At 43.9% G+C, this 24485-nt stretch carries 18 protein-coding genes and 5 pseudogenes; 10 read left to right on the top strand and 13 right to left on the bottom strand.

Going from position 1 to position 24485, the window contains the following annotated elements:
- Window positions 1-209: 209 nt before the first annotated feature.
- The gene (locus tag AC0L66_RS08040) at window positions 210-1358 is read right to left on the bottom strand and encodes an arginase family protein (RefSeq protein ID WP_428750991.1); all 1149 of its coding nucleotides are present in this window, start codon (window positions 1356-1358) and stop codon (window positions 210-212) included.
- A 233-nt stretch (window positions 1359-1591) separates the two neighbouring features.
- Here AC0L66_RS08040 and AC0L66_RS08035 point away from each other — a divergent pair, with 233 nt between their 5' ends.
- Window positions 1592-1813 carry a hypothetical protein gene (locus AC0L66_RS08035; protein ID WP_265673139.1) on the top strand — a complete coding sequence of 74 codons (222 nt, stop codon included), beginning with the start codon at window positions 1592-1594 and terminating at the stop codon, window positions 1811-1813.
- Window positions 1814-1943: 130 nt separating this feature from the next.
- Here AC0L66_RS08035 and AC0L66_RS08030 read toward each other — a convergent pair whose 3' ends face one another.
- From AC0L66_RS08030 to AC0L66_RS07995, 8 genes and pseudogenes are all read right to left on the bottom strand, one after another.
- Entirely contained in the window at window positions 1944-2327 is a 384-nt protein-coding gene (locus tag AC0L66_RS08030) for a Rid family detoxifying hydrolase (RefSeq protein WP_279348186.1), read from the bottom strand.
- A gap of 111 nt (window positions 2328-2438) precedes the next feature.
- Entirely contained in the window at window positions 2439-3653 is a 1215-nt protein-coding gene (locus AC0L66_RS08025; RefSeq protein ID WP_265673141.1) for an aromatic amino acid transporter, read from the bottom strand.
- 100 nt (window positions 3654-3753) lie between these two features.
- Window positions 3754-5216 (bottom strand): annotated as a pseudogene (gene tnaA, locus AC0L66_RS08020) (tryptophanase).
- Window positions 5217-5436: 220 nt separating this feature from the next.
- Window positions 5437-5511 (bottom strand): tryptophanase leader peptide, encoded by a 75-nt coding sequence (gene tnaC, locus AC0L66_RS08015; RefSeq protein WP_390902880.1) that lies wholly within the window; start codon window positions 5509-5511, stop codon window positions 5437-5439.
- Between the two features lie 224 nt (window positions 5512-5735).
- Window positions 5736-6236 carry a hypothetical protein gene (locus AC0L66_RS08010; RefSeq protein ID WP_473569044.1) on the bottom strand — a complete coding sequence of 167 codons (501 nt, stop codon included), beginning with the start codon at window positions 6234-6236 and terminating at the stop codon, window positions 5736-5738.
- A 179-nt stretch (window positions 6237-6415) separates the two neighbouring features.
- Window positions 6416-6556: a hypothetical protein gene (locus tag AC0L66_RS08005; RefSeq protein ID WP_473569043.1), complete on the bottom strand. Its 141-nt coding sequence runs from the start codon at window positions 6554-6556 to the stop codon at window positions 6416-6418.
- Between the two features lie 38 nt (window positions 6557-6594).
- Complete coding sequence (locus tag AC0L66_RS08000) at window positions 6595-6921, bottom strand: hypothetical protein (RefSeq protein ID WP_473569041.1); 327 nt, start codon at window positions 6919-6921, stop codon at window positions 6595-6597.
- Window positions 6922-6988: 67 nt separating this feature from the next.
- Window positions 6989-7351 (bottom strand): putative hemolysin, encoded by a 363-nt coding sequence (locus AC0L66_RS07995; RefSeq protein ID WP_473569039.1) that lies wholly within the window; start codon window positions 7349-7351, stop codon window positions 6989-6991.
- 546 nt (window positions 7352-7897) lie between these two features.
- Between AC0L66_RS07995 and AC0L66_RS07990 the strand changes: the two genes are divergently transcribed.
- Complete coding sequence (locus AC0L66_RS07990) at window positions 7898-9106, top strand: MFS transporter (protein ID WP_473569037.1); 1209 nt, start codon at window positions 7898-7900, stop codon at window positions 9104-9106.
- 313 nt (window positions 9107-9419) lie between these two features.
- Window positions 9420-10146 (top strand): annotated as a pseudogene (locus tag AC0L66_RS07985) (DUF3581 domain-containing protein).
- A gap of 68 nt (window positions 10147-10214) precedes the next feature.
- On the opposite strand, the gene AC0L66_RS07980 reads toward AC0L66_RS07985, so the two are convergent.
- Both AC0L66_RS07980 and ydiJ read right to left on the bottom strand, forming a co-directional pair.
- Window positions 10215-10649, bottom strand: coding sequence for a methyltransferase family protein (locus AC0L66_RS07980; protein ID WP_473569036.1), 435 nt, complete (start codon window positions 10647-10649; stop codon window positions 10215-10217).
- A gap of 170 nt (window positions 10650-10819) precedes the next feature.
- Window positions 10820-13864 (bottom strand): annotated as a pseudogene (gene ydiJ / locus AC0L66_RS07975) (D-2-hydroxyglutarate dehydrogenase YdiJ).
- A gap of 287 nt (window positions 13865-14151) precedes the next feature.
- Here ydiJ and AC0L66_RS07970 point away from each other — a divergent pair.
- From AC0L66_RS07970 to AC0L66_RS07945, 6 genes and pseudogenes are all read left to right on the top strand, one after another.
- On the top strand, window positions 14152-14829 hold the full coding sequence (locus tag AC0L66_RS07970; RefSeq protein ID WP_473569034.1) for a DUF3334 family protein: 678 nt from the start codon (window positions 14152-14154) through the stop codon (window positions 14827-14829).
- Window positions 14830-15043: 214 nt separating this feature from the next.
- Window positions 15044-15727, top strand: a complete 684-nt coding sequence (locus AC0L66_RS07965) for a DUF2786 domain-containing protein (RefSeq protein ID WP_265673150.1) — start codon at window positions 15044-15046, stop codon at window positions 15725-15727.
- Window positions 15728-15761: 34 nt separating this feature from the next.
- A complete protein-coding gene (locus AC0L66_RS07960) occupies window positions 15762-16826 on the top strand; it encodes a tetratricopeptide repeat protein (protein WP_473569032.1) in 1065 nt (354 codons plus the stop codon).
- A gap of 127 nt (window positions 16827-16953) precedes the next feature.
- Window positions 16954-17138, top strand: a pseudogene (locus AC0L66_RS07955) (hypothetical protein).
- A 663-nt stretch (window positions 17139-17801) separates the two neighbouring features.
- Window positions 17802-18107, top strand: a complete 306-nt coding sequence (locus AC0L66_RS07950) for a hypothetical protein (RefSeq protein ID WP_473569030.1) — start codon at window positions 17802-17804, stop codon at window positions 18105-18107.
- A 205-nt stretch (window positions 18108-18312) separates the two neighbouring features.
- Entirely contained in the window at window positions 18313-19419 is a 1107-nt protein-coding gene (locus AC0L66_RS07945; protein ID WP_473569028.1) for a phosphoribosylaminoimidazolesuccinocarboxamide synthase, read from the top strand.
- 103 nt (window positions 19420-19522) lie between these two features.
- On the opposite strand, the gene AC0L66_RS07940 is transcribed toward AC0L66_RS07945, so the two are convergent.
- Window positions 19523-19909, bottom strand: coding sequence for a transporter (locus AC0L66_RS07940; RefSeq protein WP_265673155.1), 387 nt, complete (start codon window positions 19907-19909; stop codon window positions 19523-19525).
- A gap of 280 nt (window positions 19910-20189) precedes the next feature.
- Window positions 20190-22544 (bottom strand): helicase-related protein, encoded by a 2355-nt coding sequence (locus AC0L66_RS07935; protein ID WP_473569026.1) that lies wholly within the window; start codon window positions 22542-22544, stop codon window positions 20190-20192.
- Window positions 22545-22741: 197 nt separating this feature from the next.
- Here AC0L66_RS07935 and AC0L66_RS07930 point away from each other — a divergent pair.
- A pseudogene (locus tag AC0L66_RS07930) lies at window positions 22742-24431 on the top strand (NAD-dependent malic enzyme).
- Window positions 24432-24485 lie beyond the last annotated feature (54 nt).

The following is a 24485-nucleotide window of genomic DNA, read 5'->3' as shown; positions in this document are numbered from 1 at the left end:
TTGCTTTTGTCTCATGAATTTACTTTGTTTTACACGTATAAAATCGGCAATGTCACGTCCTGTGTCGCTATCAACTGCCCCAAATTAGCCAACGCCCTATTTAAGACAGTCAGGATCAAAAAAGGCCCGACACTGTCGAACCTTTTCTCATTTAGCTAACTAAGCTCATAACATCATGAACTTATAATGCCTGTTTATCGCATCCTAGCTTATAGCGTCACAGAACCGAATGCCAATGGCCATTCTGTATGGCGATCTTCGCCATTTTCTTCACGCTTGGTCTCCGCCAACCAGCAGAACAATTCCCAACCGAAACCAGCTGCGATGATGCCATCTTTATCTGTTGGATCCGTGTCTGGTGTATATTCAGCAATATCAGCACCAACAAGACGAACTTTACCTGAAGCCTTCACTTTACGCAGGATTTCGTAAACTTGTAGGTGACTTAGACCAAATGGATCTGGGCTTGAGTTAGCACGACAGAACGCGGTATCTAATGCATCCAAGTCAAATGTTAAATAAACCGGACCACCATCACCACAACGGTCGATGATGCTTTCTACCATAGCGTCAACACCAAGGTCATACACTTCATTCGAAGTAAAGCCAGTCGTACCAAATGCAATATGGTTGCCTTTAACGAGTGCCGTTTGGCGGCCACGCATACCAATTTGAACTGTACGCTCTGGATCGGCTAAGCCTTCAGAGTACAATTTAGCCAACCAGTGACCAGATGTGTACGGGTAATCAAAATCCGCTCTTGTTGATAGGTCATAGTGGCCATCAAAGTGAATAACACGTAATGGACCGTATTTTTCACCCAAAGCGCGCATCGTTGGATATGGGATCGTGTGATCACCACCGAAAACAAGCGGTGTACAATCTTTTTCAACAACCATGTGATGAAGAAGCTCAGTCAACTGCTCAACTTCTGCTTTAAGCTCAAATTGACCCAAGCTATCCCAGTTTCCGTAATCGATAACACGACACCATTCGAATGGCAGCTCACCGTTATCACCAACAGTACCCATACCCATTTTACTTAGGTGACGTAGGCGCTGTGGTGCAAACTTGTGAGATGACCCCGTTGGTGAGCATTTTTCAATACCCATGCCATAAATAACAACGTCAGCATTATCCAGATCTTGTGAAAACGGCGCTTGATAAAAGCCTAAGTAATCTTTATTGATAAAGCTCAGCTGTTCAATACCTTTACCGCCACCCTGCTCTTTAACACGAGCTAGATAAGCAGCGATTTTTGGATCTAAATTGTCAGCGGCGGAGACATTTTCCCAGATGTATTTATATTTAGCGACTTTCTCTGGGTCTATGGCTGGCCATTTTTTAAAGTTTGACATGGTGTATCTCCGATCAAAACAAGGAAACTTGTTGAAAACTGCAAACAATAGTAATTCGTATTGCATCTTATGGGCAGTAACATACTGGATGTAACTTTGTCATTTCTATTGCAGCGTTATATGCTGCTCTAACACTATTGAACTAAATTCTCAATAAAACATTGCTCATTATTTGACCGACCTCTAATTCCCTCCTATGGTTTGTAAATCGCTCGCAGCAAAGGAGGTAAAACATGAAAAAAATGAGTAAGTCGTACCGTATGCAAATCATAAAAGAAGTCGCGGAGAAGAAAGTACGGGAACAGTGTGATGACCCAATGGCACGATACATCAATTCCTTGTTAGATCAGAACCCAGAACGCGATAATATCGTTGAATTCAAACAAGAATTTACTGGCAATTATTTTGATGAAAACGCAGGAGGTTGGGTAAGTAAAACATGGCGAAGTAAATAAATCATCACGCAACAATGAAGTCCCAGTTCATCACTTGAAATACCGATGGGGAAACAAGCACACAGCTTGAGATGAGGCGCCTTTTGAAGGCGCCCCCTGACGAACTAAACGTCTCTATTCTACTCTTCAGTTACTGCAACACCGCTATCACTTCAATTTCGACTTTGGCATCCATAGGCAGACGCGCAACTTCAACACATGAACGTGCAGGAAATGGCGCACTATGAGCCTCAAAAAATGCCTCATAAGCAGCATTGATTTTGGAAAACTCGTTCAAATCCTTTACAAACACCGTCGTCTTTACAATATGGCGAGGCTCTAAACCAGCTTCGCGAACAATCGCAACCGCATTCGTTAACGACTGTATCGTTTGCTCAGCCACATCGTCATCCATCACTTTTGTTTCTGGATTAATAGGCAACTGCCCTGATGTTATTACCATATTCCCAAATGTTACACCTTGAACGTAAGGCCCAATAGCCAAAGGGGCTTTGGTGGTAGAAATCGCGGTCATAGATATTCCTTTTTGAATTCTTTGTTTTACTCAGAGTGATGAAACCAATCTCTGAGTTAACTCATTGATGTTGATGATCGAGTATCTAACTAAATACCATGCTCTGGTCTATTAGCCAGTGAACATTGGCAACATTCCTAGCATAGATAAGAAATGGAAAACCGCAGTAAGCACGCCAAATCCAATGACTAAATAGATCATTACTGTGCCACCAGGTGCTCGAAAACCCTCGGACCCCTTTTCACCGTCTCTCGTTTTCTTTGCTAACATCGCAGGAATAATACATGCCCACACCGTTGCCGCAGCCCCTGCATAACCAATCGCAATGACGAAACCAAAAGGAAAAAGTAGTGAAAATATAAGTGGCGGTAAGAACGTTGCTAACCACGTTTTAGCACGCCCTTGACGGGTGTCCTCAAACTTAAAAAAATCAGCAAGGAAATCAAACAAACCCAGCCCTACGCCAATGAATGAGGATAAGATAGCCGCCATTGAGAACGTATTAATCGCATTCGCCACTCTATCGGATTCAATCACTGAACCAAGTGCTGTTAATAGCGCATCAACATTTCCACCTTGCTCGATTACTGGGCCAAAATTTGCACGGGGTAAGTTGCCAAAAATGCTAATTAGCCAAACAAAATAAAGGATAGACGCGATTACCGTGCCCCCTAATATTGCTTTTTTCGCCTGAGATTCACATCCGTAGTAAGCACGCATTGACGATACCGAGTGATGATAACCAAACGAGGTTAACGCAACAGGTAGCATCGCCATCGCATACGGTGCGTAGTTATTTTCGGCACTGATCGTATCTAGCAGCACACTCATATCAACATTGACCGCTAAACCCGACACACCGAAAATAAAACTTAGTACCATAAAAGCTATCAATACAACTGATATACGGTCGACAGCTCGAGTGGAATGCCAAACAAAGGTGGAAAAAATAAGCACAAAGAAAATGGAAGCGAGTTTGTCATTTACTCCTAGGACATCTTTTAATATAAGACCAGAAGAGGTAATATAAGCGTATAAAAGAATACCACCAACAAAGTATACGGTTATATTATTAAATAGATTTATTTTTGAACCTAATAAATCTTTTGTTACTGTATCAAAAGAAACTTTAAGATCGTAGTTTTTAAATGCTTCTAACAACATCCAACCGGAAATTGTCATTACTATCATGGTTACGGTTATTGCCAATAGGGACCAAACTGTCCACGCCCCTGCTCCTGCACTCGGTAGCCCTAGCATTCCAGCACCCACACATACGCTGGCAATAATACAGGCACCACCTATTAAAGATGGACTCTTATTCATAATATATTCTCGTAGAATTTCTCGTTATGATTAGTTTCAGCTTTATAATTATTCAGACAAAAAAAGAGCGTAGCATTTATTTGCCACGCTCTAATTACTATTAAGCTTCTGCTAATGCTGATTCAGTAGTGCTTGTAGTCACTTTTTCAACTTCTTTTAGACGAGCGGTGAAGTGACGTAATACTTCTGGCTCGTAAGTGAAGTCTAAACCTTTTACTTTATGGGCATTTTCTTTCACTTTTTCGAACGCTTCAATAACATAATCCATGTGCGTTTGAGTGTAAGTTGCACGAGGGATGGTCAAGCGAAGTAGCTCCGCAGGACACGCATGTTGTTTGCCGTGTAGCAGGATCACGACCTAGCAATAGAGAGCCAATTTCAACCGCACGGATGCCAAGCAACCTTGTACAACTCACAAGCCAATGCATGTGCTGGGAACTGATCCGCTGGGATATGTGGCAGCAGTTTACCCGCGTCTACGAATGCCGCGTGACCACCAGCCTGTTGACACACAACTCCGATAGCTTCTAGGCCGTTCACCAAATATTGAACTTGGTTAATACGGTACGCTAACCACTCTTGACGCATACCGTCATATAGGCCGACAGCTAAGCGCTCCATTGCACCACCTTCAAGGCCACCGTATGTTGGGAACCCTTCTTGTACCACACAAAGAGTACGACATTCAGTGTAGGCATCCATCAAAGAATCGTCTTTGAAGCACAATAGTCCACCCATTTGTACCATTGCATCTTTCTTCGCAGACATTGCAAGCGCATCTGCATACTTGTACGTTTCGCGCGTGATTTCTTCGATTGTCCAGTCTTGGTAACCCTCTTCACGTTGCTGAATGAAATAAGCGTTTTCAGCGTAACGAGCGGAGTCCATAATGACAGGGATGTCGTATTTTTGAGCAATTTCATACACTGCTTTTAGGTTCGCAATCGATACAGGTTGACCACCAGCAGAGTTGCACGTAATCGTACTCACGATATATGGAACGTTGGCTGCGCCAGCTTCAATGATCGCTTCTTCCAGTTTTTCTAAGTCAAAATTACCTTTAAAGTCTGCATTTACTGCCGTATCAAACGCATCTTTGGTGTAAACGTTTTTCGCAACACAACAGTTCACTTGAGTGTGACCTTGAGTCGTATCAAAGAAATAGTTCGACAACGCAACCATTTTAGTACGATCCAAACCCTTCTCTTTCTCACGCTTTTTAATAAGCACTGGAATATAAATCTGCTCTGCACCACGTCCTTGGTGAGTTGGAATCGTCAGTTCATAGCCAAAAATATCTTTAACGGCATTGGCTAGCGCATAGTAACTACGGCTACCACTATAAGCCTCATCGCCACGCAGCATTGCTGCTTGCATCTCTTGGGTAATTGAACCTGTACCACTATCGGTCAGTAGATCAATAAAGACATCTTCACTGTCTAATAAAAATGGGTTCATTCCCGCTTTTACAATCGCTTCATCACGATATTCACGTGTAGTACGTTTTACTGGCTCAACAACGCGAATACGGAATGGTTCTGGCAGATGTTTAAAGTTTTCCATGATATTATCCTAATAGTATTTATTATTACCGAGTGTCATTAAGTAGGTCGGTAAATAATTAATAAAGACAACCCTATCTAGAAATAAGATCCAGATACGATTTAATTTTTAAATTCTAGTTTTTGATTAAACACAGCATAAATAAAGCAATCTATTAAATATACTTAACTTACATCTGTTATATAAAATCAGGGCGCACTGGAGCGTGCGTTCGATAGAGTTATCTCGAAGGAAAGAAAAAAGCGATTTTGTAATCTAGTGTAATCCAACTATTTGTCATGTTGAAGTCTTCCATTGTTGTACCTATTTGAAACGTCTATTTCAAACTACTGAGACAATTATCTATAGATCATAGGGATTTGTCATTATCACAGATTACAATATGAGATATCGTTAACAAAAAAAGTAATTAACTCTTTTTCACCTCGAAAGCAGGATATTTAGTATGATGAAGATCAATAGAGCGTACTAGTAAACTACGTCATCATTAAAAATAATATTAGTGGATTAAACAATTTTTTATTTATTTCTTTCCATAAATTCAACCACTCGCTTCATTGTTGGTTCAAAGTAAGGATTCCAACTTAATCTAGCACTAATGGTGTCATCATCAAAAAGTTCCCACGCAGCGTGCGTTAACGTCGGCATTTTAGGGCAATCTACCTTATAGATTTCCCCCTCTTGACTATCTCCACACTGGCGCATCAAACCAGTCCTACCATAAAGTGGGTTATCTGGGCGGTATAGCACAGAGATATGAGAGCCACTTTGTATATAAAACTCCGGTAACTTCATAGGAAATTTAACAAATCTTGGATCACTATAATCCCTATCACCAAACCAAATAAGTTCAGATTCAGGGGAGCTAAAACGTGCTTTGAACAAATCATATACGCCTTTAGCATCGATAAGCTCATCACTTTCAGCAATCATTAAGATCGCAGGAACGTTTAGCGCATTGCTCTCTAGCTGCTCTTGTACATCAACCGCACTTTGATAGTAAAGTGCAGCACCATCCATTGCTAGCGAATCGTAGCGAGAATAATTCTGTTCTTTTTCAATGCTGACCCAATCGACAAAATGGCTGGCGAAACCTGCTAGCCCAGCAAACGGATCTTTAGGTATGAATGTTAAGCGAAAACAAAATTAAGCCTTTAATATCTCCATCAGTGCTGGCGAAACTGGTCACCAAATTAGTGCTAGGTCGAAAACCCTCCTAACCAAACTGCATCCACATCTTGACGTAGCAGTACTACCTGGTGAGCCACCGCCTTTGTCCAATCTTCATACATCGGGTTCATTAAGTCCGCGGGTCTAGAACCATGCCCCGGCAATAACATCACATGAACCAAGTAGCCCTTTTCAGCAAGATAAGGCGCTATATCAATAAAAGAGTAAGGGAGTCCCCTAATCCATGCACTAACAGCACACCTTCACCATTAGGCACTTCTGGTTCTAATTTATATGGACTCACCGCATCCATTTCCCGTTCGTAGCCCGCGCCATGAAAAACACGGTACTCATCTAGCCAATCACGAGTTTGCGCTGCATATTGATTAAACGTCTTTTGTTGATACGGTGCTAAAGCGCCGGAGCTCTGGTACATTTGAGGATTAGCCTCAATGATCCGGTGGCTACACCCGCTAAGCACAATCACGAATAAAGCGACAATAACCCACTTGCCTGAAAACGAACGTCGAACCACTAGGTACTTCCTTATGTTAATTGCCTAAGTAGAACGCAATCGCTTAAATAATATCGCTTAAACAAGGCTAGTTATTCGATGCCTGATGATCTCGGAAGTATTGCATTGCATCCATCACATCCCCGTTTGCCAATGTACATTGCTGACTTGTCGCCTCATATACACCCTCCGTCGCTTCGCAGTAACGCTGGGCTTGGGATTTATCATTGCTATCGCTGTGCTGCTCTCGGTAATACGTCCATGCATCAACTGACTTTCCTGAACTCAACAGGCATTCTTCTGTTGCTAGGTCATAGCTACCATGCTGTTCACAAAACACAGCAGCGGGGTTTGCCATATTCAGTTTTCCTTCATCTTTCGCTACCTCAGACTTTGCACAACCGAATAAAGCCAAGCTTGATAGCACGGTCATTGATACGAGTGATTTCATTATTTTTACCTTTTCGATATGTGGACAACGCAGACCCAATGAAGAAAACGCCATTTTAGGTCCTACTTCCGTGCCAATGACATATGACTCAGAGACTGGCAGGTTTACCAATGAGCAGCGCTCATGTCTAATCATTGTTGCGACGCAAACGCTGTCTGTTAAAAATCAAACTTATTCAAGCTATCTATTACATCTGATCCTACAACCACCTAACGTTCGCTAAATTACATACTCACTACACTAGATATTCACTAAAAAGCACACGCTCTCACTAAACCCTAGATGAAATCTCAACTGATTCAACTCAGGCTTGAATTTTAATACGTCAGATGTTACAAAATCACACCGCTCAACCACACTTGTCATAAGCCTCCCCCTTCGGCTTTATCTCTTTATCGATATAGCAACGCCTTTGACTATATCTCTAGATAATATCAACCAATATCGCTACTCAGATTGAGAAGGTAACAGTAGGTAATTTACTTGTAACTGACAGCAGATCATCGACAATTCATGAGTAAATTATTAATAGAGGAATCTCTGCTCATGAACGGTTTTCGATTATGGCATTTTGCCCAAGCATCGCTTGGAATCGTCCAATGGGTTGGCATCGCCATTCTGCTCAACCCTATCATTATAGAAAGAACCTCGAGCGGAGCATTATTGGGGCAAGTCATGGCTCTAATTGGTGGCGCAGGGCTGCTCGCACCATTGATTGGCGCAGTGGCTGATAAATACGCTTGTCACCGAATCATGCAAAGAATGGCGCTGTTCATTCATATTATCGCGCTGCTTATCCTCTATTTTGCAGAAACGACCATGCCCATTTATTGGACGGTTGGTATTCTCATCGGAATCGGCAGTGTCAGCCTGTTGGTACTCAACCCAACCTTCGTTCTTGCGTCTAGCCAAAACCAAGAACAAGAAGGTCGTGGTTTAACTAGCCTATTTCAATGCCAATTCTTTGGCATTATCGCCACCGGTGTTCTCGTCGCCGTAGCAGAGTACCTCGGCGTATCTAGTGATAACCAGCTACTCATACTGCTTGCACTTGTTGTCTGCGTGCTGGTTGTCGTATCCATTTCGCCGCCACCTAGTGTCAACGTGTCAGAAATCACCTCTGAAACCGATACTAATGAAAACAGCATCCAAGGTGCGCCAAAGAAATTCCTACCATGGGTTCTGTTCCTTTTGGCCGTATTTTTCTCTATGTTCCTCTCGTCAAACCTTATGGAACTTGGCCCTCTTCTCATCAAGGAGGTTTACCATGTTGAAATTGGCAACTCCGCACTCGGCATGGCAGCCTCTGCATTTATCAGTATTTTCATGCTGGAGTCGGCTGGCAGATGGATGCAAAAAAGTGGCCCTTTTAATGTCTGGTTTACCGCACAAATTATCTACTTGATTATTGGATCGCTATTTTGGTTTACCGCAGGGAAAGACGTACATAGCCTTATCCCTATCGTATTACTCGTAGTACTTATGCAAGCAATGTCTTGGAACGATATGATTATCCCTGCCATTGCTGGCCGATTAAGCCCAGCGTCACCAGCGCTAACGCAGGGGTTGCTCATGCTTTGTATGGCAGGTGGGTTCGGTGTTGGCGCTATGCTAGCGGGTATGTCGATTGACCAATTTGGTTATGCTTCGGTATTTACCCTCTCTTTGTTCGGCATTGTGGTTGCTTTAGCCTGTATCGTGCTATTAACGCTGTCGTCTAAATCATCAGTAATGAAAACAAGTATGGCTCAATAACCTTTAAACCTTCATTTTGGTCACCGACCTACCGCTGGCACTTTTTCGCAAACAGGCAACAACCTGCCTGTTTGCGCACTCTCTCTCCCCCTTAATCTTAATCTATCACGTCACTTAATATGATTACGGTTGGTCATCCAGTATTGGTTCTAGAAGCAGAGGTCAATAGACCTATTTACCACCAGTCTCCCTATATCTCTGATTTACAACCCTGTAGATTGTTGAGTACATAGGTCAAAATTTTCACTGGATAGACCATTCAATCCAATTACTCATATATAATTCGCTCAATTGCGTTTAATCGAAGAGTATTATGTTTCTAACACCTTACGTATCAACCACCAACGACCATTTTGAGTTCACTCGCCAGCAAGCCAGCCACTTTGCAAAAATAGTCGCTAGGTGACTTCAACCCTATTCATGACGAAGACGCAAAACGCTTCTGCGTACCTGGCGATTTATTATTTGCGGTATTACTGCAAAAAGAAGGCATTAGCCAGAAAATGCGCTTTGATTTTTCTGGTATGGTCGCCAATGGAACACCGCTGAGTGTTAGTAAAAAGTGCGATACCGAAAGCTCACTTGTTGACAGTAACGATAAAGAATACCTACATATGACTCGCGAAGGCGCAATCAGTCATGATCAGGCTTTCATTGAACACGTGGTCACGAACTATGTGCAATTTTCTGGTATGAACTTCCCACACATCATGGTGCCCTTAATGCAAGAGCAGCAAATGATGATCAACTGCCAGCGTCCTCTGGTTATCTATGAAAGTATGGAAGTTGAATTTTCTCGCATCGACCTTAAACATCCTGAAGTTGAATTCACAGGCGCGACATTTGATGTCGAAGGCAAGCGTGGTTTAGTTACGCTTAACTTTTCTTTTACTGAAGATGGTGAAGTAGTTGGTAAAGGAATGAAACGAATGGTCGCCACAGGGTTAAAGCCTTACTGTGATGACGCCGTCGCGGATTTAGTTGAACGTTTTAATCAACGAAAAGCAGATTTTATCGAACAAAATGGGCCACTAGTCTAAACGATATATAAGCGCCAGCTGATGCTGGCGCTCGCCTTAGTCCACAGGCTATAAGCAAGAAAAGCCACTTAAATCCAGCGCCTAACCTTAGCTTTATAATCTCTGTATCCTGTTCCAAACTTTTCCTCTAAAATTCTCTCTTCCGGTTTAATCTGAAATCGAGTCATATAAACAATAAACAATAAACTGACGAGGAGACCCAGCACATCTTCTAAATAAACGCCCCAAGCCAATAATAAACAATACAGTGCAACATACATGGGGTTTCTTGTCACCGCGAACACGCCAGAATCCACAACTTTACTGGCTTTGTGTGGCCGAGTAGGATCAACGGTAGTACTTAAACGATGAAACTCTCTTACGCCCGACACACCAAAGTAACCACTGACTAGGACAAGCAGTCCGATCCAAACCACTTTCAAAGGAACATAGAGAAACAGCCAAGTGCTATCAACCGCATGAATGCCGTACATTGCTACAGCAAAAATAACGAAAACCACCACCAAGCGGTACTTTAAGCTCTAACTCTTTTAGCATTGCTTACCCCTTTAACGAAACCGCTATTGCCACTGCGGTAAGATCGCTCAACAAGCCCAATACTTGAACAGCAAGACCAGTTTATGGCTTGTAAACTGGCCAATAACACAGCAATTAGGCTATTAAACGTAAATAACTAGACAACGTTAATCAAACGCAATATCGCTTGTAGAGGATGCTGAACTGGCTGATCTTCAAAGCGCTTCACTTGGCTACGGCAAGGAATACCCTGTCACTAAACAGCGTTCTTTCGGTAACGCCGCCATCTGCGGCTTCCAACTGAGCCCATAAATATCTTTCGACATCTGTAGCTTATCTGACTCATGCCCAAACGTGCCCGCCATACCGCAGCAACCTACTGGTACCGTATGCAATACGCCGCCAAAGTGCTTAAAAATAGAGCCCCACTCCTTCTCTGCATTTGGCATCTTAGTTTTTCTGTACAGTGCGCAAATAGATACCAGGGTTCTTTATCACTAGAAGGCGATGAGCTGAGTGTATTCATCAACGGCAATAACCACTCATGCACAGTCAGGACATCAAACTCACCGCGTTTTTCTTCGAGGATCTCAACGTATTCATCGCGGTAACAAAGAACAAGCGCTGGGTCGACACCAACCAACGGAATATTGAGCTGTGCGACTTGCTGTAAGAAGTCCGCGGTGGATTGAGCGCCTTGTGCAAACTGCTTTAAAAATCCTTTGATATGCGCCGCTTTGCCATTTGGTTTAAACGGCAATATAACGGGTGTTTTGCCGAGTACGAACGCAAGCTTAACAAAATCTTCTACTACCGCAGCATCGTAGAAACTGGTAAATGGATCTTGAACAATTAAGACATATTCCGCTCGCTGAGCATCCGTCAGTTTTGACAATTTCTCTAAATCAAACGCTTCTATTAGCTGCGCCTTCATTCGCTGCTCTAGAGTTGGTACAGACAACAAAGGTGCGTCAACATAGCCAACAGTTTTAGCCGTTAAAGATTGAACCCACGGTTGCTTGAGCGCGAAGTTTATCGTCTTGGGCATTTTTGCCATATAAGGCAGCAATGTCTCAATGTTTGCCACTAAATAATCTTTCGCAGGACGCTGATAGCGAGTGTAGTACAAGTTCAAAAAACGAGCTCTAAAGCTAGGTACATCGACTTTAATTGGGCACTGACTAGCACAAGCTTTGCAAGCTAAGCATCCGTTCATCGCATCGTACACTTCATGCGAAAAATCATATTCATGACGTTTATTCAGTGTATTACGCCACTTTTCGATCAAGCCTTTTGCGCTGCTCGTGTATTGGGTCTGATTTTCTAACTCAATCACGTCGAAACCCTGTTCAGACAGCTGTCGAAGCCACTCCCGAACCATGCCCGCTCGCCCCTTCGGAGAGTGACGTCTATCCGCTGTCACCTTCATAGATGGGCACATAGGCGATGCCGTATCATAGTTAAAACACAGGCCATTACCGTTACACTCCATGGCCTGAGAGAAACTATCACGAACTTCTATCGGAATTTGGCGATCGTACGTGCCTCGTTTAACATCTGAAACCTTAACCAATTCGTCTTGGCTATCAAGCGGTGTACATATCTTGCCTGGGTTCATCTTATTGTGCGGATCAAATGCTGACTTGATGCGACGCAACTCATTAAAAAGCGTCTCGCCGAAAAATGCAGGGCCATATTCTGAGCGAAATCCTTTGCCATGCTCTCCCCACATTAAGCCGCCATACTTTGCCACCAGCTTCACGACTTCGTCCGACACTTGATGCATCAACGCTTCTTGTTCCGGGTCACACATATCCAGTGCAGGGCGAACATGTAACACACCCGCATCAACATGGCCAAACATGCCATAATGCAATCCATGCCCATCGAGTAAAGCGCGAAACTCATCAATAAAATCCGCTAAGTTTTCTGGTGGCACACAGGTATCTTCCGCAAAGGCAATCGGCTTAGCGCTGCCTTTTACCGCGCCAAGCAAACCAACGGCTTTTTTACGCATGTTATAAATTCGACCAAGACTGGCGACATCACTCGTGACTTGGTAGCCAATAATGCCACCCTTCTCCGTTTTCAGCATGTCATCAAGTTGCGCGGTTAACTGCTCGACACTAAGGCGAACGTCTTGCTCATCTGCGCCTGCGTACTCAACCATATTGATGCCGAGCATCTCTTTACCCAGCACATCGGTAATTAAGTCGCTCACCGTATGCCAAATAATATCTTGCTTAGCTAAATTGAGAACTTTTGAATCAATGGTTTCTACCGACAATGCATTGGCTTGAACCATAAACGGTGCATTTCTTAATGCCGCTTCAAACGTGTTGTATTTAACATTGATCAAGGTTCGTGCTTTAGGAATAGGGGTCAGGTTCAGCTTAGCTTCGGTAATAAACGCGAGCGAGCCTTCCGCGCCACACAGTATTCTGGTGATATCAAACGAATCACTTTTCGGATCAAACGCGTTTTTAAGGTCATAACCCGTCAAGAAACGATTAAGCGCAGGAAATTTCTCATCAATAAGTGGTCGATGCTCACGGCACACTTGTTCAGACACCGTTAATGCTGTCGAGACGAAGTTATCATCTTCAGAAAACCCGAGAGAACCATCACTTTCTAGTACTGAACCGTCAGCCAATACCGCCTGTAGAGACAATACATGATCCGATGTCTTACCATATTTTAATGACCCTTGCCCCGACGCGTCGGTATTAATCATTCCGCCAACAGTAGCTCGGTTACTGGTTGATAAATCCGGGGAGAAGAAATAGCCGTATGGGCGAACCGCGTCATTAAGCGCATCTTTGACCATTCCGGTTTGAACTCGAACCCAGCCCTCAGCCTCATTAACCTCCAAGACCTGATTCATATGACGAGATAAATCGACCACAATTCCAGAAGTCAGTGACTGACCATTTGTTCCCGTCCCTCCACCGCGAGGGGAGAATTGAATCGACTTAAATGGGTCAGTATTGGCGAGATGAGCAATGATTTGAACATCGTTAGTTGTCTTAGGATGAACCACGGCCTGTGGGAGTACCTGATAGACACTATTATCCGTTGCCACCGCAAGGCGACTTGAATACTGCGTTTCAATGTCGCCAGAGAAACCTTGTTGATTAAGCTGATCAAGAAAAGCGATCACTGTAGGATTAATATCAGATTGAGAACTGAGTCTTGGTAACATTTTGCTTCCTGCCCCTAAACATGCTGATCCACTCAGCAAGGGAGTATTAAAAAGTGATGATGCATCTAACCATTAGCGCTCATTAATCACAGGCTTAAACCGTGATTTCTTGAGTTTTTTTGTAGGTGCGTACTAATTTTACTTATCTCTTCACTTTACAACAATTAAAAGTGTGATCAAATCGCAATCTCATCGCAATTGTGCATCGTTTATATCTTTTCAAGATGTTTCCTTCATGCCAAACTCGGCACTATCAAGGAAGCAGACATTCAATAAAGCGGTATCTCATGAAAAAAACTAAGGTTATCACCACGGAAGACATCCTTCTTAAGCTATGCCAATCCGTATCACACGTACTTACATCAGCAACGCAATCTAGTGTCACATATTCTGCCATGGTGCAAAAAATCACTAAAACCACACTCAAACCCGATTTTGGTTGTTTTGTGTTATTTGACGGTGGTTTTTCTGGCCTTGTTGTCATCAACTTCACTTCTCAAGCCGCTCTAGAAGTCTATTCAAACTACATGCGCAGCATGGGTATGCCTGAAGAAGAGCTCGCCATTCACCATAACGCGGACGAAGTCGGCGACGTACTTGGTGAGCTAATGAATCAACTGGTTGGTGATTTCACTAACAAAGTGAGAAAAGAACTGCAAACCAATATCACGCAAAATCAACCTAAGATGCTAGCGATAAACAAACAGGTCGTGCTATCGGTTGATACTAACTTAGAACGCCCACAAGCAAGACGCGTCACGTTCTCAACGGCAAACAACAATATCTTTTATTTAGAGTTTGCGATGGATAAAACCGAATTCATCCAAATGGAAGAGTTTGAAGTGCAAGCCGATGAATCCCCTGATGCGATTATTGAACGAGCAATAAAAGATAAAGAAACAGAAAAAATAGCGACAAAACAAGATAATACAAGCCAAGACTTGTTAGATGAACTAGGCATCTAACTACGTGGTTTTTGTCTCTCTCCCCAAAGGTTAGCCTCTATGAGAGCCCCTAAGAGAACACCTCTACGGCGCTCTCTTAGGCACTGTGCCACCGAGTAATCTCATACTTCGTCTAAACGCGTCAGGTAAATCCAAACCCATGCTTCCCCTTTCCTCGGAAAATCGTTAAAATAGTGCCCTTTTTCTTTCGCGGTACAGAGAACTCACATTGTCGATGGATAAACAAAAAGCCCTTAAAAAAATTGCTAAATGCCTTGAACTAGGTAACTCAGCGAACGTCAATGAAGCCGCAAATGCGATCAAAATGGCGCATAACCTCATGCTGAAGTATGGGCTGGACAAAGATGACATCGAGTTCATCAAAATGGGGAAAACCCAATCGACACACCTATTGCCAGCTAATATTAGCTCAACACTTTTGCGCGTTATTCGCGGCATTAATACCAAATTTGGTGTCGAGGCCGTTTTGCTCAATCACAAGGGACTTAAACGTGTTGAGTTCATTGGTGAAGCTGACCGAGCGATCTTCGCTGCGTTCGCGTTCGATATTATCTATCGAGAAATGAACGAGCATACCGGGCAGTTTAGGAATGGGTTTGCGGGCTCTGGTACGTCAACGACGGAAGTCACTCGACGCGTTAACTCCTTTGTCTCGGGTTGGATAGAAGGCGCACTAGAAAAACTGCCAATCATTACCCCCGACGATGAGTCAAACAACAAAATTAACAATTACATCGACAAAGAATTTAAAAATATTGACCGTGAGACGTTCAAACAACAGCTTAGAGATGCAATGAAAAACATTACGGCCGATTATGAAGTTGGGCTAAAAAAAGGCCGTAAGCTCTCAGTAAATCGACCAATCAATGGCGCACAAGCACCGAAAATGCTCAAATAGCATTACCTGTAATTCGTTATTATTAAGGAAGATAATGACTCAGCTGCTTTATCGAACATGGTCAATGACCATGCGTGTCATTGTCTTGTGTGCTGCACTACACACTTCAGCCCTCGCTAGTGCCATCGCTTCTTTAGAACAACAAGCCCTGCTTGATGACGCCGATGCCCAGTACCAACTGGGCCTTGCTTACGAAACGGGGCAAGGTGTTCAACAAGATCTCACCAAAGCCAGCCACTGGTATCAACAGGCTAGCAATAATGGTCACCTTAATGCGACATACAACTATGCCCAAGCACTCGAGTATGGAAGAGGAATAACACAAAACGCGTCCCGTGCCGCCCTTTTATACACCAAGCTAGCGGTGTCTGGTGACATAAGTACCTATGGCAAACTTGCTAAACTCTATCGCGATAATAAGGTGCACATTTCAGCCACGGACCAAGCCGTACTTTGGTATTCTTTAGCCGCTGAACAATCGACTGTCTTTGAGGCTGATCTTGAGTACGCGCTGCAACAGCAATTTAACGAACGACAGCGCCGCCAAATAGACGCATTGCAACAGCAAGAAGAGATAACCACAGCAAAAACCACACTTACAGCCCCCTCAGCACCAACAAGCCCTCAATCTAATCATCGCAACACTATGCAGAGCAATAACAGTACGATGTCTTGGAGCACCCACTTCATATATTGGGCAGTGCTCTTGCTCGTTGTGACAGTTGCTGGCTACTATCTAGTGCAATTCAAACGTTCTCTATCGCTCGAACGTCGTGGTGACCAACGTTTACAAGATGCTTTCCAGGCTCAGCAACGAACCATTGCAAAACTCCAGCATAAATTAAAAGTAACACAAACCACACCAAAGACTATGTCTACGAAGCCGCCATCAAGCGCATTTGAAGAAGCGTATTTGCGATTTGGCTTTTCGGCCACCCAACGAAATCAACTTACCCCTACTCTGCTTAAATCTCGCTATAAGCAACTCTCTCGCATTTTTCATCCTGACATCCAAGGTTCTGAAGACGAAATGAAGCAGCTCAACATCGCGTTTAAAACGCTCATGCGACATGTTAAACCGTCTCAAAAAATTCATTAAAACTCGCACCGTTCTCACTAATACTTATAAAAGCACAATAAATGAAACAATTATTTAACATTACGCGCCATTTCATGTCATAATCAGTGGTGAGAATAACACCCAGCATTAAGGGTGGGGAGAAAAAATGTATACGTTCACCATTGAAGGTTTTTGTGATTGGTGCCAGAAACCAAACTATGTGACTAAGCACCAATATGTCGACGGCAAGTGTCATTTCTCATGTGAGGGTGCGTCAACTACGCCGCGATGGATGTAAGGCAATTTAATCAAGCGGAGTTGGAATACAGAGACTCCCTGTGTAAATCTTAGCTTTGTTTCAAGCGCCTCTTTTAAAAAAGGGGCGTTATTACTTCTACTCAATATCTACTCGCCATACTCCTCTGCTACGTTCACGCACCACTCATAGGCAAATCAAACACCACAACATCGCTACACCCACTGCCACTATTTAAACCTCCGCCCTTAGTAAAGCGAACTACCGTCTCTACCGCGACCGACAATCGTTACGCGACTCCCATTATTACGGGACTAACCATTATTTCGGGACTGACCATAATGACGCTAACGACAGTAGTCGTGTGATTAACAATTAGTCTCGTGATTAGCATTAGTAACACGATTAACCATAGTTAAGCCGTTACGGACAGACTCCCTCCATACAGTAGTTATACAGTGCTTATACAGTACCTCAACGCTATTACGTCTATTCCCGAAAGCTATTTTGCTCGACATCACATTTACCAAAATTATAATCACTTATATATCAATAGCTTAAATAAATTCCGCAAATAGATTTAAAAAACACATTGACCTTTTTGCGCCTTAAAACTACTGTATAAGCATACAGCATGTATAAAAGGACAGGTTTATGTTGCGAGATACTGAAATTCTTAACCCACTGAACATCCACTCACGTCGTGACGTGACGGCAAAAAAGCACTGCCGCCTTACCCACGGGCAATGGCAACCAATGTGCTCAGTCAGGTATCTCAGCTCGCTTCAAAACATCAATGGATACTACTCACGGCAGAATGTCCTCGCCCCACCATGGCGCAAATTTCTCATTATCAAGAGCTTGGTAACCATATGGTGCAAATGAAACCATCACTGCACTTAAGCCAGACACAAGTTATCGAAAAAGCCATTCAATCAGGTAATGCCTGTGCCATTATTGCCCATGGTGACTTTTCATCCGATAGCCAGCAGCACTTACAACAGCTTGCACAGCAATATAACTGTGAAGTTATTTTTCTTGCGCCCTCTCCTTATTTACACTAACTCCTCTTTTAAAACATCGATACAGCCTAGAAATGGCGCTTTTATGAACGGACAAGAAAGATAAATAAGAAAACAAAGCAAACGTTTGCTTTTATGATGGAAGCAAGTCTGAATTCTGGTATGATGCGGGGAAAAGTGAGCATTTAGTTGCTCTTTCTTCTTTGTCGCCTTTACTGCGACGCCAACGTTAGATAGGAATGTCTCAATGAGTCTCGCTGATCAAGTCCTTGCTGTAAACGATGATCTCCCAATTCGTACCGATAAGCCTGTGCATAGTGGCAAAGTACGTTCAGTCTATTGGTTAACCGAAGCAGATAGTCGCCGCCTGATTAAAGATAAAGGTTATGATGTGGCTGCAGATGCCCCTCTGGCTATTATGGTAATCAGTGACCGTATTTCAGCATTTGATTGTATCTGGCATGGTGAAGGTGGACTAAAAGGCGTTCCTGGTAAAGGGGCTGCACTCAATGCCATTTCCAATCATTGGTTTAAGCTTTTTAAAGAGAGCGGTCTGGCCGATAGCCACATATTAGATATCCCTCATCCATTTATCTGGATCGTTCAAAAAGCCAAACCCGTCATGATTGAAGCGATTTGCCGTCAGTACATCACGGGCTCTATGTGGCGTGCCTATGCGCAAGGCGAGCGAGAATTCTGTGGTATTACCCTCCCAGAAGGATTAAAGAAAGATTCTAAACTTGACGACGTACTCATTACTCCGTCAACAAAAGGAATTTTACGTGATATCCCGGGTGTACCAGAAGCTGATGACGTTAATATCACTCGCGACAATATCGTCGATAACTACTCAGCCTTTAACTTCTCTGACATCGCAGGTGTCGCGCAATACGAAAAATTGCTAAAAGAAGGTTTTGCCGTCATTAGTGGCGCGCTTGAGAAAATTGATCAAACCTTTGTCGATACCAAGTTTGAATTTGGCTACGTGACAGATGCAAGTGGCAATGAGAAATTGATCTACATGGATGAAGTAGGCACGCCAGATTCATCTCGTATTTGGGATACTACGGCCTATCAAGACGGTAACATCGTCGAAAACTCTAAAGAAGGCTTTAGACAGTTTCTACTTAACTACTTCCCAGACCCTGATATTCTGCTAAACAAAGAACGTATGCCGGAGCGAGAAGCGTTAGCAATCAATAACGCTCTACCGCTTGACGCACTAACCAGCGTATCTGAAACCTATATTGGTATTGCAGAGAAAATCACCGGACAAAAAATTGTATTAAGCGATAATCCTAAGCAAGAAATCATTGATATTCTTCGCCGCGATTATGATTTGATCGCTGACTAATTTCTCGTTCAGTGGTCACTAACATATTAATAATAAAGAGAGGGGTAGATGCCCCTCTCTTTTCTTTCCGTTATGACGATACTTTAATTGCGACGATATTTAATTACGACGATAGTATGATCGTTAGCGCGTCATCATCGCTGTCTAACAAAACCTCGCTTTGAGTTTTTGTCTGAATCTCTTCTAATTGCTCGACTTCTAATGAATAAGGCATCACGACTCTAAGGCGAGTGATTTTTTCCTCACGAGCCAACCGAATCAAGCGAATCAAATTACGTTCATCACTTTGTCGGGTTGAAAGCGTATTGAGTGCTTCTTTCCACAAACGTGAGTCTACATCCTCTGACCCTTTTGCGTTCGCTTTCCAAACCTCGCCAAAAATAGGTGCGACGGAGCTTAATGCTTCTAGAAACGTCCACTTCTTACTGCAAGATGCGCCAAGAAAGCTTGTATAGTCGAATTCAATTTCCGTTAGGATCTCATTACTCATCACCACTCCTGCTTACAGAATGTTATATAGCTATAATTGTCCAACAGTCGGCATATAGCAATAGGATATATTAAAATCATCTTTTATTACTTCAACGGCGATTCAATGGTGATATAAAAAGCGAACTCGCAACATAATAAGAACAAAGGCGCATCAGATTGCATAATCTTATTTAACCGATAGCGTTTGCGAGACTGACCTCTTTAATCGGCCTCCAACTTGCTAGGCAACACCACCAGCATGTTCATGATAACGACACAACGATAATGCAAAGCATCACTTATCTTAGGTCAATTACTCGGCTCGCTTTTTTATAACGAACTCGCCAACCTTGCCACGCTGGTAGCTCTTTACGCATTGGATCAGCCTTTCTACTGCCACCGTTGAAGTGAACCTGGACGAGTTTACTGCGCCCCAAATATTCCACATCCAATTTCAAACCACTTAATTGAATGATGAGAGGAAAACGAGCGGCAAAGTCTTGGTATTCCCAGTTAGGAATGCCTTCGACAATAAAATCACCGTCATCCAATAGTTCAAGGTCACTCATCGATTCCACGCCCAGTGAACTCAAACTATCAAATAGCCATTGCTCAACGGTGATCGGCGAGGCTACTTTCTTGTGCTCCGCCAATCCCAATTCTTGATAGAGCTGCCAATGCTGTAACTCGCTTTTAATACGTTGAGCTAACGCAGGAAAAACCGTCTTACTCATGATGGCATTGACCATCATGGTTAATGCACTGCCATCCTCAGGTTCTGACAACCGCGTTGTAATCACCCTTCCAGCGTACTGCAATTCATCGAGGTTTTTGAGACCGTGTTCCGTATTGACCGTTTCTTTTGTCTGCCACTGCCCAATTCCTGAGAGTTCAATCAACCTCATGCTGACGGGCATAACAGCAGTGGCTAAATTCATTGTTTCCCTTACGCCGCGTCCCGGCAGGCTGTGAATAGAAAAGACTAACGCCCCTTCCGAGTTTGGTTTAAGCCGACTTTGCCGCCCAAGAAGCACCTCCATATCACCATTACCCAACGCATCTTTACGTCGCTTACGGCGAACGAATAACAGTTCGCTGTTCGCCTGAATGCTTGCCAGTATCCATTCAGAGATATCGTACCGTGACGCAACCTCCCTTGCGGGCAGTTTAAACACGTCTCGCATCTGCTGTGAGAGACCTTGAGCTTCCTTTAAGGCTTCCGAATTAATGGTAATCCCGTTAAACACCTTGCCACGAACCAGTCCCACTAATAGCGTAGCGTCGCAGCCCCTTGGCTCTTGTTTATCCAACGCTTCAAGCACTTCTTCATTACGAGAGAGCTGGTACACGTTGCCTGTTGTACACAACGCCGCCGTTAGGTCGATCATTGCTTCTTTTAATGCGTTAGTCGGCATCTTAGCGATCAGATGTGCGTATAAGGTATCAACAGGTAACGGGGCGAGCTGACGGCCATGCTCGGTGATACCAAACTCATTGATTACTCCAAGTTCCGTTAAATGCTGGCTAGCTTGTTCTAGCGATTTCACGGGAATAGCGTCGATAAAATCTAACCGCTCTAGCGATTGCCCACACACTGCCGCAACAAGAGCTGGTTCCACAACGGACTCTCGCTGAAGTTCTGGCGGCGTCACGGCAGCAAGGGCGGCATGCTCTCCATACAAACGTACGCACTGCCCATTCATCACGCGCCCCGCTCGCCCACTTCTCTGTTTAGCACTGGCTTTGGAAATATGAGATAGCATCAGCGTAGTACGACCGTTTCTTTGAACATTACGTCGCTCGAGACCTGAATCGATAACCAATTCGATATTCGGTATTGTTAGCGAGGTTTCGGCCACGTTCGTCGCCAAGACAATCTTACGTTTGGCCTGCTTTGTCATGGCTAGCACACGTTCCGTGTCTGTAACCGCCGCATATAAGGGTGCGATAAGAATATCGTATTGCTCAGCAATGGATCGCAACATAGACGCCGTTTGCTGAATTTCCTTGCGACCGGGGAGAAACACCAACACATCGCCGTTTAATGTAGGCCAATAACGCTCAACCGTTTCTTTGATTCTCTGCTCTAAATCTCGACTGTCTGGTAACTGGCGACTATCGGTTCGCACATGCTGAAGCGTGACGTCATAGTGGCGTCCCTGGGCCACCAAGCGTTGCGCGCCAAAATACCCAGCAAGTTTTTCCCCTTCAATTGTCGCCGATGTGATGACGGTTCTGTGGCTCTGTGCCTGTTTTAATAGCGCCACCAATAAATCGCTATCCCAGCGTCGTTCATGAAATTCATCAATAATGACAATATCAAAACCAGCCAGTTGATTTTCCGCAAACCAACGCAAAGCGACGCCCGGCGTGACAAACACCACACGAGAACTATCTTGGTAGCAAGTTTCGAGCTTTATCGCATAACCCACACTAACACCTACCTTTTCAGATAGCGTTTCAGCGACAAATCCAGCCAGCGAGGTACACGCTATTCGACGCGGTTCAACTACCAGTACCCGACCTTGTGTCATCGCCCATAACGGCAAACGTGTCGATTTACCCGATCCTGTTTCAGCCTCAACCACCAAATCGTGTTGAGTAAGTAACTGTTTAAATTCGGTTTCAATGCTATCAATTGGGAGAGAAATCATAACGGCGCTAAGCAATAAGTATTGGGAAAGTGAGTATAACGAGGGTCACACGAAGTTTCGAGGTTCATCACCGTACTTTTCCCCGAGTGGAATACAAGTCGTTAACAAAACTTCATCGCGATATGGCTAATTATATGGTAAATTACGTCTCTCAATTGTGCTCAATTCCGTCTCCACTGTTCCCAAACAGGTAACCCATGAACAACAATAAACGACCGCTTTATATCCCATATGCAGGCCCTGCCCTACTTAGTACGCCTCTTCTTAATAAAGGCAGCGCTTTTAATAACGAAGAACGCATGTCTTTCAACTTAGAAGGGCTATTGCCAGAAACGACTGAGACTATTCAAGAACAAGTCGACCGTGCGTATAAGCAATATACAAGCTTCGAAAGCGACATGGATAAGCACATTTATCTTCGTAACATTCAAGACACTAATGAGACGCTTTTTTACCGCTTGGTTCAAAACCATATTTCAGAAATGATGCCTATCATTTACACCCCGACCGTTGGGGCAGCGTGTGAAAACTTCTCAAACATCTATCGTCGTGGACGCGGCTTGTTTATCTCTTACCCAAATCGTGACCGTATTGACGACTTGCTAAACAATGCTCGTAACCATAACGTCAAAGTTATCGTTGTTACGGATGGTGAGCGTATCTTGGGATTGGGAGACCAGGGCATTGGCGGCATGGGGATCCCTATTGGGAAACTGGCACTTTATACGGCATGTGGCGGAATTAGTCCTGCCTATACGTTGCCGATCGTGCTCGATGTAGGGACCAATAATCCACAACGTCTTGCGGATCCTATGTACATGGGTTGGCGTCATCCGCGTATTACTGGCTGATGAATACCGCGCGTTTGTGGAAGACTTTATTCAAGCTGTCCAGCGCCGCTGGCCAGATGCGCTCGTTCAATTTGAAGACTTCGCACAAAAAAATGCGATGCCACTACTCGAGCGCTATAAAGATCGAATCTGTTGTTTTAACGATGATATTCAAGGTACTGCTGCGGTCACCGTGGGTTCTCTGCTCGCGGCATGTAAAGCGGCAGGCAGTAAACTGTCTGATCAACGCATTACTTTCTTGGGTGCGGGCTCTGCGGGTTGCGGTATCGCTGAAGCAATTGTGGCGCAAATGGTCTCTGAAGGCATCTCTGATGAACAGGCGCGTTCACAAGTCTTTATGGTCGACCGCTGGGGCTTATTGCAAGAAGGCATGCAAAACCTTCTCGACTTCCAACAACGTTTGGTTCAAAAACACACTAACACTGCCGACTGGCAAAGTGAAAACAGTGGTTTCTCGCTACATGATGTCATTAAGAATGGTAAGCCAACAGTATTAATTGGCGTATCTGGTGCGCCAGGTCTGTTTAGTAAAGAGATCATCCAAGAGATGCATCAACACTGTGAACGCCCAATTGTGTTCCCGCTTTCAAACCCAACCAGCCGTGTTGAAGCAACACCTAATGACATTCTTCGTTGGACCAAAGGTCAAGCGTTAGTCGCAACAGGCAGCCCTTTTGACCCTGTTGTTGTTGAAGGTAAAACCTACCCTATCGCGCAATGTAACAACAGCTACATTTTCCCTGGTATCGGGCTTGGTGTACTCGCCGCTCAAGCGTCACGCGTAACCGATGAAATGTTAATGGAATCTAGCCGTGCGTTGGCCGAATGTTCGCCATTGGCACAAAAAGGCTTTGGGCAATTATTACCACCATTAGAAGAGATTCATTTAGTGTCTAAACGCATTGCTTTTGCCGTTGCTAAAAAAGCCATCGAGCAAGGCGTTGCTAAAGAAACCTCTGACGAGACGCTTCGTGAAGCGATTGAAGAAAACTTCTGGCAGCCAGTGTACCGTAAGTACAAGCGCTCAGCGTTCTAAACGGAATACACTTCACACTTAGCGGATTACTCTACACATAGGCTCTTGTTTACA

It is taken from the genome of Vibrio sp. GJ43-1, from assembly GCF_055808835.1.
This window is presented reverse-complemented; position numbering and strand designations above follow the sequence as displayed.

Bases quoted from the DNA above. Each gene is read 5' to 3' on its own strand.
- AC0L66_RS07990 (WP_473569037.1), top strand. From the start codon at position 7,898: ATGAACGGTTTTCGATTATGGCATTTTGCCCAAGCATCGCTTGGAATC.
- AC0L66_RS08030 (WP_279348186.1), bottom strand. From the start codon at position 2,327: ATGACCGCGATTTCTACCACCAAAGCCCCTTTGGCTATTGGGCCTTAC.
- AC0L66_RS08025 (WP_265673141.1), bottom strand. From the start codon at position 3,653: ATGAATAAGAGTCCATCTTTAATAGGTGGTGCCTGTATTATTGCCAGC.
- AC0L66_RS07995 (WP_473569039.1), bottom strand. From the start codon at position 7,351: ATGAAATCACTCGTATCAATGACCGTGCTATCAAGCTTGGCTTTATTC.
- AC0L66_RS07945 (WP_473569028.1), top strand. From the start codon at position 18,313: ATGAGTCTCGCTGATCAAGTCCTTGCTGTAAACGATGATCTCCCAATT.
- AC0L66_RS07940 (WP_265673155.1), bottom strand. From the start codon at position 19,909: ATGAGTAATGAGATCCTAACGGAAATTGAATTCGACTATACAAGCTTT.
- AC0L66_RS07935 (WP_473569026.1), bottom strand. From the start codon at position 22,544: ATGATTTCTCTCCCAATTGATAGCATTGAAACCGAATTTAAACAGTTA.
- AC0L66_RS08005 (WP_473569043.1), bottom strand. From the start codon at position 6,556: ATGTTATTGCCGGGGCATGGTTCTAGACCCGCGGACTTAATGAACCCG.
- AC0L66_RS07960 (WP_473569032.1), top strand. From the start codon at position 15,762: ATGACTCAGCTGCTTTATCGAACATGGTCAATGACCATGCGTGTCATT.
- AC0L66_RS08010 (WP_473569044.1), bottom strand. From the start codon at position 6,236: ATGGATGGTGCTGCACTTTACTATCAAAGTGCGGTTGATGTACAAGAG.
- AC0L66_RS07965 (WP_265673150.1), top strand. From the start codon at position 15,044: ATGGATAAACAAAAAGCCCTTAAAAAAATTGCTAAATGCCTTGAACTA.
- AC0L66_RS07970 (WP_473569034.1), top strand. From the start codon at position 14,152: ATGAAAAAAACTAAGGTTATCACCACGGAAGACATCCTTCTTAAGCTA.
- AC0L66_RS08040 (WP_428750991.1), bottom strand. From the start codon at position 1,358: ATGTCAAACTTTAAAAAATGGCCAGCCATAGACCCAGAGAAAGTCGCT.
- AC0L66_RS08035 (WP_265673139.1), top strand. From the start codon at position 1,592: ATGAAAAAAATGAGTAAGTCGTACCGTATGCAAATCATAAAAGAAGTC.